The organism is Pseudoruegeria aquimaris, from assembly GCF_900172235.1.
Lineage (GTDB): Bacteria > Pseudomonadota > Alphaproteobacteria > Rhodobacterales > Rhodobacteraceae > Pseudoruegeria > Pseudoruegeria aquimaris.
The window spans coordinates 80901-94406 of the sequence record NZ_FWFQ01000017.1; the positions used below are offsets into that span (position 1 = coordinate 80901).

The window sequence follows — 13506 nt, forward strand, 5'->3', positions numbered from 1 at the left end:
CTATTTCCGCAGCGCCGCGCCCAGCACGCGGTCCAGCGCATTCAGGAAATTGGCACGGTCCTGCTTGGAGAAAGGCCGCCCTGCGCCCTGCCGGAAGGGATCGGCTGCGCGCAGATCGGCCATCAGGTCGCGCGTGGCGAGCACGTTGCCGATGTTGCGTGCCGTCAGCTCCTCACCGTTGGGCTTGAGCACGGCTGCGCCCGCCTCGATGCATTTCGCCGCCAGCGGGATGTCGGTGGTGATCACCACGTCACCCACCCCGGCGCGCTCGGCGATCCACATGTCCGCCACGTCGGGGCCTTCCGGCACGATCACCACCTCCACCAGCGGGTTCGGTGAGAGCCGCAGGCCCCCGTTGGACACCAGGAACATCGGCACCTTCAGCCGGGTGGCCACCTTCTCGGCCTCGCTCTTCACCGGGCAGGCATCGGCGTCCACGTAGAGCTTGCTCATGCGTAGAGCGCCTCGGCGTGGAAATGCACATGCTCTTCCATGAAGGTGGAGACGAAGAAATAGGAGTGGTCGTAGCCCTTCTGCATCCGGAACGCCCCCTCCTGCCGCCGCGCAGCCATGGCTTGCGCCAGCGCTTCCGGGCGCAGCAGGTCGAGGAACTGATCCTCGCTGCCCTGATCCACCAGCACCGGGCCGTCGAAGCCCTTCGCGGCCATCAGGAGGCTTGCGTCATGGGCGGCCCAATCCGCGCCCTCGCCCAGATAGGCGCCCAGCTGCTTCCGGCCCCAGTCCGACTCCGTCGGGTTGGCGATCGGCGCGAAGGCCGACACCGAGCGGAAGCGCCCCGGCAGGCGCATCGCCAGCGTCAGCGCGCCATGGCCGCCCATGGAATGGCCGGTGATCGCCTGCCGCTCCAGATCCACCGGGAAGGCGGCGTCGAGCGCCGCCGGGAGTTCCTCGGCGATGTAGTCCCACATCCTGAAATGCGCCGCCCAGGGGGCCTGGGTGGCGTTCACGTAGAAGCCCGCCCCCTGCCCGAGATCATACTCCGGATCATCGGCCACGCCCTCGCCGCGCGGAGAGGTATCGGGGAAGACGAGCGCGATGCCCTGCTCCGCCGCCCAGGCCTGCGCGCCGGCCTTCACCATGGCGTTTTCATGGGTGCAGGTGAGACCGGACAGATACCACAACAGAGGCACCGGCCCGTCCTGCGCTTCGGCAGGCAGGAACAGGCCGAAGGTCATGTCGCAGCCGCAGGCCTGCGACGCATGGCTGTAGACGCCCTGCACGCCGCCGAAGCATCTGTTCTCTGAAAGGGTCTTCATTGGGCGTCCTCCGCTAGCTGCCTGCCCTTGGGCTAGCGCAGCCCACCCGCCGGGCGCAAGCTCAGAAGCCCGAGACCCAGGCGATCACCGGCGGCACGGTGGCCACGCTCACCACGGTGGAGATCAGGATCGCCGCCGACACCCGCTGCGGCGCGACGCCGTAATGCTGTGCGATCATGAAGATGTTGCCGGCCACGGGCAGGGCGGCTGCCGCGATCATCACCCCGGCGCCGTAGGGGGCGACGGGAAAGATCAGGAGCGCGCAGACGGCCACCGCCGCCGGATGCAGCGCCAGCTTGCAGACCGAAAGCCAGACGGCCACGCTGACCCGCTCCGCCGATTTCGACGCCAGCGACGCCCCCACCGCGAACAGCGCACCGGGCGTGGCGGCGGAGCCGAGAATATCGACGAATTCGTTCAGCGGCCCCGGAATCGGCACCTGCAGCGCAGACCACGTGAGGCCGACCGCGATGGAGACGATCATCGGGTTGCGCAGCAGCCCCATGCCCACGGTGCGCAGGCTGCGCAGCGACACGCGGCCATCCCGGCTGCCGGTGATCAGGATCACGATCAGGCTGCCGAAGACGATCAGGTCCACCGCCAGCATCATCATGACGTAGCCGATGGCGGCCTCGCCCAGCAGCAGGGCGAGCATGGGGATGCCGAGAAAGCCGATGTTGCCGATCACCGCGCATTGCGCCTCCACCGCGGCCTCGGCGATGCCGCGCCTGCGGATCAGCGCCACCAGCGTGGCGATTCCGTAGACGGCGGCGGTGCCCAGCAGGTAGGCCCAGATGAAGGGCCAGTCGAGGATCTCCGCGATCGAGGGATTGGCGGAGAATTTGAACAGCATCGCCGAAAGCGCGAAGTAGAAGACGAATTTCGTCAGGTAGGCGGTGGCTTCCTCGGAAAAGAAACGCGTACGCCCGGCCCAGTAGCCCAGCGCGATCAGCCCGAAGAAGGGCAGCGTTTTCAGAAAGATCTCGACCATCTCCAGCGGCCTAGCACGGCGGCGCGGCGGGCGCTATCCCCCGCCGATCAGCGCCCCGGCCGCAAACACCAGCGCCCCGCCCAGCACCACCTGGAAGGTGGCCCGGAAGAAGGGTGTCTGCATGTAGCGGTTCTGGATCCAGACGATGGCCCAAAGCTCGACGAAGACGACGACGATGGCGAGGATCGTGGCCGTCCAGAAATCCGGGATCAGGTAGGGCAGCGCGTGGCCCATGCCGCCCACGGTCGTCATGATGCCCGAGGCGAAACCGCGCTTCACCGGCGAGCCCCGCCCGGACAGTTCACCGTCGTCGGACGCCGCCTCGGTGAACCCCATGGAGATCCCTGCACCCACCGAGGCCGCAAGGCCGACCTGGAAGGTCGTCCAGGTGTCCTGCGTGGCGAAGGCGGCGGCGAAGATCGGGGCGAGGGTGGAGACCGAGCCGTCCATCAGCCCGGCAAGCCCGGGCTGCACCCAGGTGAGCACGAACTGCCGCTGGGCGGTGAGTTCCTCGTCTTCCTTCGCCTCGGCATCCAGATGCTCTTCGCGCAGGGTTTCGGCACGGTTCACGTGGCCCATTTCCTCGGCGGCGAGATCGCCCAGCAGCTTGCGGATGCCCGCATCCGAGGTGCGCTGCGCGGCCTTGGTGTAGAAATTCGCCGCCCCCTGCTCCATCAGCGCGGCTTCCTCCCGCATCCGCTCAAGCCCGAGGTTCTCCACCAGCCAGGCCGGCTGGCGGGTGTGGAACCCGGCGACGTGCTCTCGACGGATCGGGACGATGTTGGGCCCGAAGCGCTCGGTGTAGATGTCGATCAGCCGGCGGCGGTGGCCGTCCTCCTCCTGCGCCATGCCTTCGAACACCTTGGCCGACGCCGGGAACTCGGCGCGCAGGCTGTCCGCGTAGTGCCGGTAGATCTGGGCGTCCTCCTCCTCGGCGGAGATCGCCAGCGACAGGATCTGGCGCTCGTCGAGATCGGAGAAACGCAGGCGTTTGCGGGGAGAAAACATATCGGCCCTCTCTTTTTAGAATGACTCTAAATTAGAAAACCTCCGTCGGGATGCAACACAAAACCTGCGTGTCGGGAGAATTGCCCCTTGCAAACTGAACTGATCGGTTTAGATAACAAACTGAACGAAGCAGTTCAGTTAACAGGTGCCCGATGAAACAGACCCTTCTTGCCTTCGCCGCCGCCGCAACCGTGCTGTCCGCCGGGCAGGCCATGGCCGGTGGCTACGTCTTCTCGATCCCCTCCGTGTCCTATCCCCAGGACGCCACCGCGGACACGACCCGCACACCGAAACCGGCCACCCCGCTCTTCGGCTGGCTGGGCGCGAAATAGGACACTCCCGACCGTCTCATCCCGAGACCGACTGGGGCACACCTTCGCGTGTGCCCTTTTTTCTTGGCACCGGGGCGCATCGCCTCGCCTTGCCGAAACTGAACTGCCCGGTTTATACTGGGAACTGGAAAATACCGGGCGCCTGAAACGGAGGAGCCATGAACGTCATCGCCGAGACCATCAAGAAGGGCCGCAAGTTCGATCAGGTGATCGAGGGAGCGCGGGCCATCTTCATGCGCGACGGGTTCGAGGGCGCCAATGTCGATGACATCGCCAAGGCGGCGGGCGTCTCCAAGGCCACGCTCTATTCCTACTTCCCCGACAAGCGCGTGCTTTTCGCCGAAGTGGCGCGGCAGGAATGCGAGCGCCAGTCCCAATCCACGATCAGCGTGGTGGACACGGCGACCGACCCGCGCGAAGCGATCTCGCATATCGCCTGGGCGATGGTGGAGTTCGTCACCTCGGATTTCGGGATCAACGTCTTCCGCATCTGCGTGGCGGAATCGGCCCGCTTTCCCGAGCTTGGCTGCCAGTTCTACGACTCCGGGCCCAAGCTGGTGCGCGAACGGGTGGGGGAGTATCTCTCCTGCGCCGTCGCACAGGGCCATTTCGAGATCGACGACGTTGAGCTGGCGGCAGAACAGCTGATGGAACTGACCAAGACCTACATCTTCCCGCGCATCCTCTGCGGCATCCAGCTGAAGTTCTCGATGGAAGAGAAGAAACGCATCGTGGATGGCGCCGTGGACATGTTCATGGCCCGCTACGCCGCCAAGGCGTGAGGCGCGTGCGCGGGCCGGGCGCAGCGGCGTGCGCCCTGCCCCCTTGCAAACCCCCTGCCCGATCCCGAGATGCCGTGGAACACGCGCGGCGGGGGCTTGGGTGATGGGTGATTTCGGATTGGTTCTGGCCGGCCTGATCGGGCTGGTGGTCGGGGGCGAACTGCTGGTGCGGGGCGCCGTTGCCGCCGCCCGCCGGGCCGGGCTGCCGCCGATGGTGATCGGGCTCACGCTCGTGGGGTTCGGCACGTCTTCCCCCGAGTTGGTGACGAGCCTGCAGGCCGCCTTCGCCGGTGCGCCGGGCATTGCCATCGGCAACGTGGTGGGCAGCAACATCGGCAACAGTCTCCTGATCCTCGGCGTCGCCGCCGCGATGGCTCCGATCGCCGTGAACCCCGCGGCCCTGAAGCGGGACGGTGGCGTCCTGCTGCTGGCCACGGCGCTCTGCGTCGCCGCCGTCCTGTGGGGCAGCATCGGACGGCTGGCCGGCGGCGGCTTCGTGCTGATGCTGGCCGCCTACCTCACCTATACGCTGATCGTCGAAAGCCGGGCCGGGGCCACCCCCGCGGGCGAGATGTATGCCGCCGAGGCAGGCGCGGTGCCCACGGCGGACATGCCGCTGGGCCGGGCGCTGGCGCTCACCGGCGCGGGGCTGCTCGTCACCATCCTCGGCGCGCGCTTCCTCGTGACCGGCGCGGTGGAAATCGCCGCCGCGCTGGGGCTTTCGGAAGCCGTGATCGGGCTGACGATCGTGGCCATCGGCACTTCGCTTCCCGAACTCGTCACCTCGGTGATCGCCGTGCGAAAGGGCGAGGGCGAAGTGGCGCTGGGCAACGTGATCGGCAGCAACATCTTCAACCTGCTCGGCATTCTCGGGATCACCGCGCTGGTGCACCCGCTCGCCGTGCCCCCCGAGATCGCGGCGCAGGATGTCTGGGTGCTCTGCGCCACCACGGCGCTGCTGCTGCTCTTCGCCCGTTCGGGCTGGCGCGTGGCCCGGCGTGAAGGGCTGGTGCTGCTGGCCCTGTATGGCGCCTACATGTGGGTTCTGCTTGGGTGAAAGGAAAAGGCGCGGGGGGCTGTCTGCCCCCCGCGACCCCCCGAGGATATTTTCCGGAACAAAGTGGAGGTCAGTAGACGACGACGGAGCGGATGCTTTCGCCGGCGTGCATCAGGTCGAAGCCCTTGTTGATGTCCTGAAGGCCCATGGTGTGGGTGATCATCGGATCGATCTCGATCTTGCCCTCCATGTACCAGTCCACGATCTTCGGCACGTCGGTGCGGCCGCGCGCGCCGCCGAAGGCCGTGCCGCGCCAGACGCGGCCGGTAACGAGCTGGAAGGGGCGCGTGGCGATCTCCGCGCCGGCCGGCGCCACGCCGATGATGATGCTTTCGCCCCAGCCCTTGTGGGCGCTTTCCAGCGCGGTGCGCATGACGTTGACGTTGCCGGTGGCATCGAAGGTGTAATCCGCGCCACCCTTGGTGAGGTTGACGAGATAGGCCACCAGATCGCCGTCCACCTCGCTCGGGTTGACGAAATCCGTCATGCCGAAGCGTTCGGCCATGGCTTTCTTGGCCGGGTTCAGATCGACGCCGACGATCTGGTCGGCGCCGGCGAGCCGCAGCCCCTGGATCACGTTGAGCCCGATGCCGCCCAGCCCGAAAACGATGGCACGGCAGCCGATCTCAGCCTTGGCGGTGTTGATCACCGCGCCGATGCCGGTGGTGACGCCGCAGCCGATGTAGCAGATCTTCTCGAACGGCGCGTCCTCGCGCACCTTGGCGAGCGCGATCTCGGGCAGCACCGTGTGGTTGGCGAAGGTGGAACAGCCCATGTAGTGCAGGATCGGATCGCCATCGAGGGTGGAAAAGCGCGAGGTGCCGTCGGGCATCAGCCCCTTGCCTTGGGTGGCGCGGATCGACTGGCAGAGGTTGGTTTTCGGGTTCAGGCAGTATTCGCATTCCCGGCACTCGGGCGTGTAGAGCGGGATCACGTGATCGCCGGGCTTGAGCGAGGTCACGCCGGGGCCGACCTCCAGCACGACGCCGGCGCCTTCGTGGCCGAGGATCGCCGGGAAGAGCCCTTCGGGATCGGCGCCGGAGAGGGTGAATTCGTCGGTGTGGCAGATGCCGGTTGCCTTGATCTCCACGAGGACTTCGCCGGCGCGGGGGCCGTCGAGGTTCACCTCCATGATTTCCAGCGGTTTTCCGGCGGCGGTGGCGACGGCGGCGTGCGTGCGCATGGCAAATCCTTCCTGCGAAATGGTCCGCCGTCAGCCTGCGGCAAAGCCTGCGCCATTTCAACCGGCCTGCGCGACACCTCGCGCCCCCGGCGCGACAGGCACGGCCGCCGCTCTTCGGAAGGCAGGCGGCTCAGGCCGCCGGGGCGTAGCGCAGGCGCAGAATTCCGCGATCGAAGCGCTCGACATCCTGCAGGGCAAGCGCCTGCGGCGCGCCGGGCGCGGGAAAGAGCGGCACGCCAGCGCCGAGGAAGACGGGCATCACGAAGAGATCCAGCCAGTCCAGCACTCCGGCGCGGATGAGATCTGCCTGGAGGCGCGCGCCGCCCACGGCCCAGGCGCGGCGGCCTTGCATGGCGGCCCCGAGAGCTTGCAGGCTGCCCTGCCAGATTTCGGGCCCTCCCAGATCACCGGAGAGCGGCGAGGAGGTGAGCACGATGCAGCGGCAGCCTTCGTAGGGCCAGCCCACGCCGAAGCCGACGACCTGGTCGTAGGTCTTGCGGCCCATGATCACGGTATCGATCGTTTGAATGAAGCCTGCGTAACCGGTGTCCACGCCGTTGTAGGCGTCCAGCCAGCCGACCCCGCCTTCGGAATCGGCGATGAAACCGTCCGCCGAGGCGGCCATGTAGCCGCAGATCATGCCGCCCACCCGGATAGGGCAGGCGGCACGGGGGCGTTCGGGATCATTTCTTGACGCGGTAGGCCTTGTGGCAATCGGCACAGGCCCCGCCGACGGCGCCGAAGCCGGCTTTCATCGCATCGAGCGAGGAGGTGTCGAGCCCCTTGGCGGCCATTTCGAGCGCGCTGCCCTTGGCGACGAAATCGTCCCAGTTCGTCCAGATTTCGGGCTTGGCTTCGCTTTCCGGATCCATTTCTTCGGCTTCGAAGAGCGCGGGAATCATGGCGGCCTTCTCGGCGATGGTCGCGGCGGCGGCCTCTGCGGCGGCGGCGTCGAAATCGGTCTTGCCCTGGACCATCTTGCCAATGGTGCCGGTGGCGCCACCGATGGCCTTCATGGCCTCCATCCGGGCCTTGACGGCTTCATTGGCCACGCCGCTGTGGGCGAAGGCCATGGTGGCCGCGAAAACGGTTGCGGCGGTCGTCATCTGGAAAAGCGAGTCATTGCTCTGGCTCCTTGTTGGCTACCGCCAAAGCTTAGCACGATTGCTTGGTCTGCCTACTCACTGGATCGTGAGCAGGCGCACAGTTTCTGTGGAGAGATGCAGGAAGCGTGCGCCATGCGTGCCGGGAGAGCAGCAGACTCGACTCCGCCCGCGCGGGGCTCTAAATATGAGAACATAACAGGAACATTTGCGCTGCCACGCCAATGCCAAACCGCCGAATCCTCTCGCTCTGGTTCCCGCGCCTCGGGGCCGAACGCCTGCTCCGGATGGAGCGGGGCCTGCTGGATGCGCCCTTCGCCGTGGTGCGCGATACGGGGCAGATGCAGGTGCTCTCGTCGCTCTCGGCGGCGGCCAGCGCGGAAGGGCTCTTCGCCGGCCAGCCGCTGCGCGACGCCCGCGCCATGTGCCCGGAGCTGCTCACCCGGCTGCAGAATGCGCAGGCCGAGGCCGCCTTTCTCACCGTGCTGCGCCGCTGGGCCGGGAAGTTCTCGCCCTGGGTGGGGGAGGAGCCGCCGAGCGGGCTGGTGATCGATCTGACCGGCTGCGCCCATCTCTTCGGCGGCGAGGAGGCGCTGCTGGCGCAGGTGGAGTCCGATTGCGCCGACCTGGGGCTCAGCGTGCAGGCGGGCATCGCCGACACGGTGGGCGCGGCCTGGGCGCTGGCGCGCTATGCCGGGCAGGGCGCGGAAGGCATGCGCAGCGGCGATGCCGTGGATCAGGAAGCCCGCGCCACCCGCTCGCGCGCCGCAAAGCGCCGCCACTGGGAGCGCGGCGGGCAGCCCCCGGCCAACATCGCGCCCCCGGCCCGGGCCGAGCGCATCGCCCGCCCCGGCCACACGCGCAGCGCGCTGGCCGATCTGCCCATCGCCGCGCTCCGGCTGTCGGAAGCCGCGCGCAGCCAGCTCACCCGGCTCGGCATCCGCCGCATCGGCGATCTGGCCGGCACGCCCCGCGCCGCCCTTGCCCGCCGCTTCGGGCAGGACGTGGTGCGCAGGCTCGATCAGGCACTCGGGGTGGAGCCGGAGCCCGTCTCGCCGGCCAGGCCGCCCCTGCATTTCGCCGTGCGCCTCACCCTGCCCGATCCGATCGGGCTGGAGGAAGACGTGATGGCGGCGGTGGACCGCCTGCTGCCGCCGCTCTGCGCCCGCCTGCGCGAGAAGGGGCGCGGTGCGCGGCGCATCCGGCTGCAGGCCTACCGTTCCGATCAGACGATGCAGGCGCTGGACATCGGCCTCGCCCGCCCCAGCCATGACCCGGACCGCCTGCGCCCGCTGCTGAGCCTGAAGATCGGCGATCTGGAGGCCGGCTTCGGCTTCGACATGCTGCGGCTTGAGGCCCATGTGACCGAGCCGCTGCACCCCCGCCAGCACCGCGGCCACATCGAGGCGGCGGGCGCTGTCCGCGCCCAGCTTTCCGGCGATACCGCGCTCGATGATCTGATCGGCCGCCTCGGCGCACGGATCGGGCTGGAGGCCATCACCCGGCTGCACCCGGCCTCCAGCCACATCCCCGAGAAGACCGCCACCGTGCTGGCGGCGGCCTGGTCGGAACCGGCGGCAGACTGGCCCGCGCCCGCCGCCCTGCGCCCGCTGCGGCTCTGGCCGCCGGAGCCGGTGATGGCCCCGGAAGCGCCCAACCCGCCGGCCGAGTTCCGCTGGCGCGGCCGGACGCACATCACGCGCATCGCCTCCGGGCCGGAGCGCATCGCGCCGGAATGGTGGCTCGATGATCCGCAATGGCGCTCGGGCCTGCGCGATTACTGGCGGCTCACCACCGAAGCCGGGGAGACGCTCTGGCTCTACTTCGCTCACGGGGCGCTGATGTCGGCGGGCTGGTTCTGCCAGGGGCGGTTTGCGTGATGGGGAAGGTCGCAGAGAGGGGGGCAGCCCCCGCCGGAGGTGAGGGCGAAAGCCCCCGCACCGCGGAGGATGCACGCCTTAGGCGTGACGGGGGCGGCCGGGGGCTGCCCGGCGTGCCGCCGGGCGAAGCGGAAGAGGTGAACACATCCCTCCCCGAGCTTTGCCTCACCACCAATTTCTCCTTCCTCACCGGCGCATCCCACCCGGAGGAATACGCCCGCCGCGCCGCGCTCCTGGGGATTCCCGAAATCGCCGTGGCCGACGAGAACAGCGTCGCCGGGATCGTGCGCGCCCACGTGGAATGCCGCGAGATCGCGCGGCAGGTGCGCCTGCGCCGTGCCCATGACGAAACCGTCGGCCTGATCGGCCCGCCCCGCCCCGCACATCTGCCCGCCGCCCCTTCCGCCGACATCTACTGCACCCCGCGCCTGCTGCCCGCCGCGAAGATCACCCTGCGCGACGGCTTCGCCGCCACGGCCCTGCCCACGGACCGCACCGCCTGGGGCCGGCTCACCCGGCTGATCTCCAAGGGCCGCCTGCGCGCCGCGAAGGGCACCTGCGACCTGGGCTTCGAAGACCTGCTGGAGGCGGGCGAAGGGCTCCACCTGCTGCTGCACCCGCCTGCACCGGGCACAGCGGTGAAGCGCGGCGCGGGCGCATGGCAGACACGGGCGCAGCGGCTGGCGCGCCGCTTCCCCGGCCATGTCTCCCTGCTGCTGGCTCCGCGGTATGACGGGCAGGACGCCGCCCGCTTCGCCCATCTCACCGCCCTGGCCGAAGCGCTCTCCATCCCCACCGTGGCCTCCGCCGCGCCGCGCATGCACCACGGCAGGCGCCGCAAGCTGGCCGACGTGCTCACCGCCATCCGCGAAGGCCTGCGCGTGGATCAGCTCGGCGCCCGCGCCCTGGCCAACGCCGAACAGCGCCTGCGCGCACCGTCCGAAATGGCGCGGCTGTTCCGGGGCCACGAGGCCGCGCTCATCCGCGCCTGCGAGATCGCCGCCGCCTGCACCTTCTCGCTCGATGAGCTGCGCTACGAATACCCCAGCGAGATCAGCGAGGGCGAAACGCCGGCCGCCCGCCTCTCCCGCCTCGCCCACGCCGGGCTGAAATGGCGCTACCCGGCCGGCGCACCGGAGCGGGTGAAGGCGATGCTGCAGCACGAGCTCACCCTCATCGCCAAGCTGCGCTACGAGCCCTATTTCCTCACCGTGAACGATATCGTCGCCTTCGCCCGCAGCCGCGGCATCCTCTGCCAGGGGCGCGGCTCGGCGGCCAATTCCGTGGTCTGCTACTGCCTCGGCATCACCTCCGTCTCCCCCGAGATCGGCACGATGGTGTTCGAGCGCTTCGTGTCGGAGGCCCGTGACGAGCCCCCCGACATCGACGTGGATTTCGAACACGAGCGCCGCGAGGAGGTGATCCAGCACATCTACGAACGCTACGGCCGCCACCGCGCCGGGCTCTGTGCCACGGTGATCCACTACCGCGGCAAGCGCGCCATCCGCGAGGTCGGCAAGGCGATGGGCCTCTCCGAGGATACCGTGGGCGCGCTCTCCAGCCAGATCTGGGGCTGGGGCGCGGGCGCCGGCCTGCGCGACGATCGCCTGCGCGAAATCGGGCTCGATCCCACCGATCGCCGCCTGCAGCAGACCCTTGAACTCTGCGACGAGATCCAGGGCTTCCCGCGCCACCTCTCCCAGCACGTAGGCGGCTTCATCATCACCGAGGGCCGGCTCGATGAACTGGTGCCCATCGAGAACGCCACGATGGAGGACCGCACCGTCATCTGCTGGGACAAGGACGACATCGACGCGCTCGGCATCCTCAAGGTCGACATCCTCGCGCTCGGCATGCTCACCTGCATCCGCAAGGCCTTCGATCTGCTGCAGGCCCACCACCAGCAGGGCTACACCCTGGCCACGCTGCCGCCCGAGGATCCTGCCGTCTACGACATGCTCTGCAAGGCCGACAGCGTCGGCGTCTTCCAGGTGGAAAGCCGGGCGCAGATGAACTTCCTGCCACGCATGAAACCGCGCTGCTTCTACGACCTGGTGATCGAGGTCGCCATCATCCGCCCCGGCCCGATCCAGGGCGACATGGTCCACCCCTACATCCGCCGCCGCAACGGCGAGGAGGAGGTGCGCTTTCCTTCCGACGCCCTCGGCGAGGTGCTCGGCAAGACCCTCGGCGTGCCGCTCTTCCAGGAACAGGCGATGCAGATCGCCATCATCGGCGCGGGCTTCACCCCGGAAGAGGCCGACCGCCTGCGCCGCGCCCTCGCCACCTTCAAGAAACGCGGCAGCGTCTCCGAGTTCCACGCGCGTTTCATCAAGGGCATGCTGAAGAACGGCTACGACGCGGAGTTCGCCGAACGCTGCTTCTCCCAGATCGAGGGCTTCGGCAGCTACGGCTTCCCCGAAAGCCACGCGGCCAGCTTCGCGCTGCTGGTCTACGCCTCCGCCTGGCTCAAGTGCCACCACCCCGGCATCTTCGCCTGCGCGCTGCTCAACAGCCAGCCGATGGGCTTCTACGCGCCGGCCCAGATCGTGCGCGACGCCCGCGAACACGGGGTGGAGGTGCGCCCTGTCTGCGTCAACGCCTCCTACTGGGACAACGTGATGGAACCCGACGGCAAGGGCGGGCTGGCGCTGCGGCTGGGCTTTCGCCAGATCAAGGCCATGCGCGAGGAAGAGGCCGGCTGGATCACCGCCGCGCGCGGCAACGGCTACATGGCGGTGGAGGATCTCTGGCGCCGCGCCGGCACCCCGCCGCGCCTGCTGGCGGTGCTCGCCGAGGCCGACGCCTTCGCCAGCCTCGGGCTGTCGCGCCGCGAAGCCCTCTGGGAGGCCAAGGCCATCACCGGCGCCACGCCGCTGCCTCTCTTCGCCGGCGATCTGGACGGCGAAGCCATCGATGAGCCGAAGGTCACATTGCCGGAAATGACCCTGGGCGAAGAAGTGGTGGAGGATTACGTCGCCATGCGGCTCACCCTGCGCGCCCACCCGCTCGCCCTGCTGCGCCACATCCTGACACCGGAGGCCGCGCCCTCCTGACCGACTTTGTTCCGGAAATATCCCGGGGGTGCGGGGGCAGCGCCCCCGCTCATTCCCGCGGAAGAGCCCCCGGCGACAAAGCCGCGCATGGCCCTGCGCAGCCCTGGCCCTAACATTGGTGTAGAAGGAGCCCGAACCATGCCCGAGCAGACCGAAATTCTCTACAACGCCGATTGCCCCGTCTGCAATTTCGAGATCACCCACTACGCGGATTACGCCCGCAAGGAAGCCCTGCCGCTCACCTTCAAGGATCTCAACCGCGATGATTTCGCCGCCTTCGGCCTCACGGCCGATCAGGCCGCCCGCCGGCTGCACGTGCTGAAGGACGGGCAGATCACCGCGGGCATCCCGGCCTTCCTGATCCTCTGGCGCGAAATGCCCCGCTACCGCTGGCTCGCCAAACTCGTCGCCCTGCCCGGCCTCTTCCAGCTTTCCTGCTTCGGCTACGATCGCATCCTCGCCCCGCTCATCTACCGCTGGCACCTGCGGCGGCTGAAACGTCGCGCGGCAGCCGGCGCCGCCCAGCCCGGCCGCCCGCGCCCCTGACCGGCCCCTTCGGCGCAAAGGCACTGCCAACCGGGGCGGCAGGTGCCGGACTCACGCCCCATTTCCTTTCGCTGAACTTGCGCTGGCCCAACATATGCCGATCCGGCTTGCGCCAGGATCTAGAGCGGGATAGGTGAGCTGCACCTGCCCGGATGGCAGCCCGCTAGGTCGTGAACTCATAAACGGGATTCCGTTTTTGGCGGTGTGATGATTCACTTTCGGAAACGGAGGTGAGCATGACGGGCAGACACGATGTGAGCGATGCGGAATGGGCGGTGATCTCGCCGCTGT

The 13506-nt window shown here is 68.6% G+C and carries 13 protein-coding genes; 6 read left to right on the forward strand and 7 right to left on the reverse strand.

The window, feature by feature from the left end; translation table 11 throughout:
* The 4 genes from PSA7680_RS12580 to mbfA form a co-directional block, all read right to left on the reverse strand.
* On the reverse strand, positions 1-453 hold the full coding sequence (locus PSA7680_RS12580; protein WP_085869067.1) for a YaiI/YqxD family protein: 453 nt from the start codon (positions 451-453) through the stop codon (positions 1-3).
* Complete coding sequence (gene fghA, locus PSA7680_RS12585; RefSeq protein WP_085869068.1) at positions 450-1277, reverse strand: S-formylglutathione hydrolase; 828 nt, start codon at positions 1275-1277, stop codon at positions 450-452. The genes PSA7680_RS12580 and fghA overlap by 4 nt, the downstream gene beginning before the upstream one ends.
* Positions 1278-1338: 61 nt before the next feature.
* Positions 1339-2268, reverse strand: a complete 930-nt coding sequence (locus tag PSA7680_RS12590) for an AEC family transporter (RefSeq protein WP_085869069.1) — start codon at positions 2266-2268, stop codon at positions 1339-1341.
* 33 nt (positions 2269-2301) lie between these two features.
* Complete coding sequence (mbfA, locus tag PSA7680_RS12595) at positions 2302-3276, reverse strand: iron exporter MbfA (protein ID WP_085869070.1); 975 nt, start codon at positions 3274-3276, stop codon at positions 2302-2304.
* 152 nt (positions 3277-3428) lie between these two features.
* Between mbfA and PSA7680_RS12600 the strand changes: the two genes are divergently transcribed.
* From PSA7680_RS12600 to PSA7680_RS12610, 3 genes are all read left to right on the forward strand, one after another.
* Positions 3429-3608, forward strand: coding sequence for a hypothetical protein (locus PSA7680_RS12600; protein WP_085869071.1), 180 nt, complete (start codon positions 3429-3431; stop codon positions 3606-3608).
* Between the two features lie 158 nt (positions 3609-3766).
* Positions 3767-4390: a TetR/AcrR family transcriptional regulator gene (locus PSA7680_RS12605; protein WP_085869072.1), complete on the forward strand. Its 624-nt coding sequence runs from the start codon at positions 3767-3769 to the stop codon at positions 4388-4390.
* A 103-nt stretch (positions 4391-4493) separates the two neighbouring features.
* Positions 4494-5447, forward strand: a complete 954-nt coding sequence (locus PSA7680_RS12610; RefSeq protein ID WP_085869073.1) for a calcium/sodium antiporter — start codon at positions 4494-4496, stop codon at positions 5445-5447.
* A gap of 70 nt (positions 5448-5517) precedes the next feature.
* Here the strand turns inward: PSA7680_RS12610 and PSA7680_RS12615 are convergent, their stop codons facing one another.
* The 3 genes from PSA7680_RS12615 to PSA7680_RS12625 form a co-directional block, all read right to left on the reverse strand.
* A complete protein-coding gene (locus tag PSA7680_RS12615) occupies positions 5518-6630 on the reverse strand; it encodes an S-(hydroxymethyl)glutathione dehydrogenase/class III alcohol dehydrogenase (protein ID WP_085869074.1) in 1113 nt (370 codons plus the stop codon).
* A gap of 130 nt (positions 6631-6760) precedes the next feature.
* Positions 6761-7270, reverse strand: a complete 510-nt coding sequence (locus PSA7680_RS12620) for a dihydrofolate reductase family protein (protein ID WP_085869088.1) — start codon at positions 7268-7270, stop codon at positions 6761-6763.
* 43 nt (positions 7271-7313) lie between these two features.
* Positions 7314-7736 carry a c-type cytochrome gene (locus PSA7680_RS12625; protein WP_085869075.1) on the reverse strand — a complete coding sequence of 141 codons (423 nt, stop codon included), beginning with the start codon at positions 7734-7736 and terminating at the stop codon, positions 7314-7316.
* A 221-nt stretch (positions 7737-7957) separates the two neighbouring features.
* On the opposite strand from PSA7680_RS12625, the gene PSA7680_RS12630 reads away from it, so the two are divergent.
* The 3 genes from PSA7680_RS12630 to PSA7680_RS12640 all read left to right on the forward strand — a co-directional run bounded on the left by PSA7680_RS12630 (position 7958) and on the right by PSA7680_RS12640 (position 13215).
* Positions 7958-9613, forward strand: a complete 1656-nt coding sequence (locus PSA7680_RS12630) for a DUF6504 family protein (RefSeq protein WP_085869076.1) — start codon at positions 7958-7960, stop codon at positions 9611-9613.
* Positions 9613-12669 (forward strand): error-prone DNA polymerase, encoded by a 3057-nt coding sequence (locus PSA7680_RS12635; protein ID WP_085869077.1) that lies wholly within the window; start codon positions 9613-9615, stop codon positions 12667-12669. The genes PSA7680_RS12630 and PSA7680_RS12635 overlap by 1 nt, the downstream gene beginning before the upstream one ends.
* A gap of 138 nt (positions 12670-12807) precedes the next feature.
* Positions 12808-13215, forward strand: coding sequence for a thiol-disulfide oxidoreductase DCC family protein (locus PSA7680_RS12640; protein ID WP_085869078.1), 408 nt, complete (start codon positions 12808-12810; stop codon positions 13213-13215).
* Positions 13216-13506: the final 291 nt, after the last annotated feature.

Coding starts and splice junctions, on each gene's coding strand:
- PSA7680_RS12620 (WP_085869088.1), bottom strand. CDS start 7,270: ATGATCTGCGGCTACATGGCCGCCTCGGCGGACGGTTTCATCGCCGAT.
- mbfA (WP_085869070.1), bottom strand. CDS start 3,276: ATGTTTTCTCCCCGCAAACGCCTGCGTTTCTCCGATCTCGACGAGCGC.
- PSA7680_RS12590 (WP_085869069.1), bottom strand. CDS start 2,268: ATGGTCGAGATCTTTCTGAAAACGCTGCCCTTCTTCGGGCTGATCGCG.
- PSA7680_RS12615 (WP_085869074.1), bottom strand. CDS start 6,630: ATGCGCACGCACGCCGCCGTCGCCACCGCCGCCGGAAAACCGCTGGAA.
- PSA7680_RS12580 (WP_085869067.1), bottom strand. CDS start 453: ATGAGCAAGCTCTACGTGGACGCCGATGCCTGCCCGGTGAAGAGCGAG.
- PSA7680_RS12635 (WP_085869077.1), top strand. CDS start 9,613: ATGGGGAAGGTCGCAGAGAGGGGGGCAGCCCCCGCCGGAGGTGAGGGC.
- PSA7680_RS12610 (WP_085869073.1), top strand. CDS start 4,494: ATGGGTGATTTCGGATTGGTTCTGGCCGGCCTGATCGGGCTGGTGGTC.
- PSA7680_RS12605 (WP_085869072.1), top strand. CDS start 3,767: ATGAACGTCATCGCCGAGACCATCAAGAAGGGCCGCAAGTTCGATCAG.
- PSA7680_RS12630 (WP_085869076.1), top strand. CDS start 7,958: ATGCCAAACCGCCGAATCCTCTCGCTCTGGTTCCCGCGCCTCGGGGCC.
- PSA7680_RS12640 (WP_085869078.1), top strand. CDS start 12,808: ATGCCCGAGCAGACCGAAATTCTCTACAACGCCGATTGCCCCGTCTGC.
- PSA7680_RS12600 (WP_085869071.1), top strand. CDS start 3,429: ATGAAACAGACCCTTCTTGCCTTCGCCGCCGCCGCAACCGTGCTGTCC.
- fghA (WP_085869068.1), bottom strand. CDS start 1,277: ATGAAGACCCTTTCAGAGAACAGATGCTTCGGCGGCGTGCAGGGCGTC.
- PSA7680_RS12625 (WP_085869075.1), bottom strand. CDS start 7,736: ATGACGACCGCCGCAACCGTTTTCGCGGCCACCATGGCCTTCGCCCAC.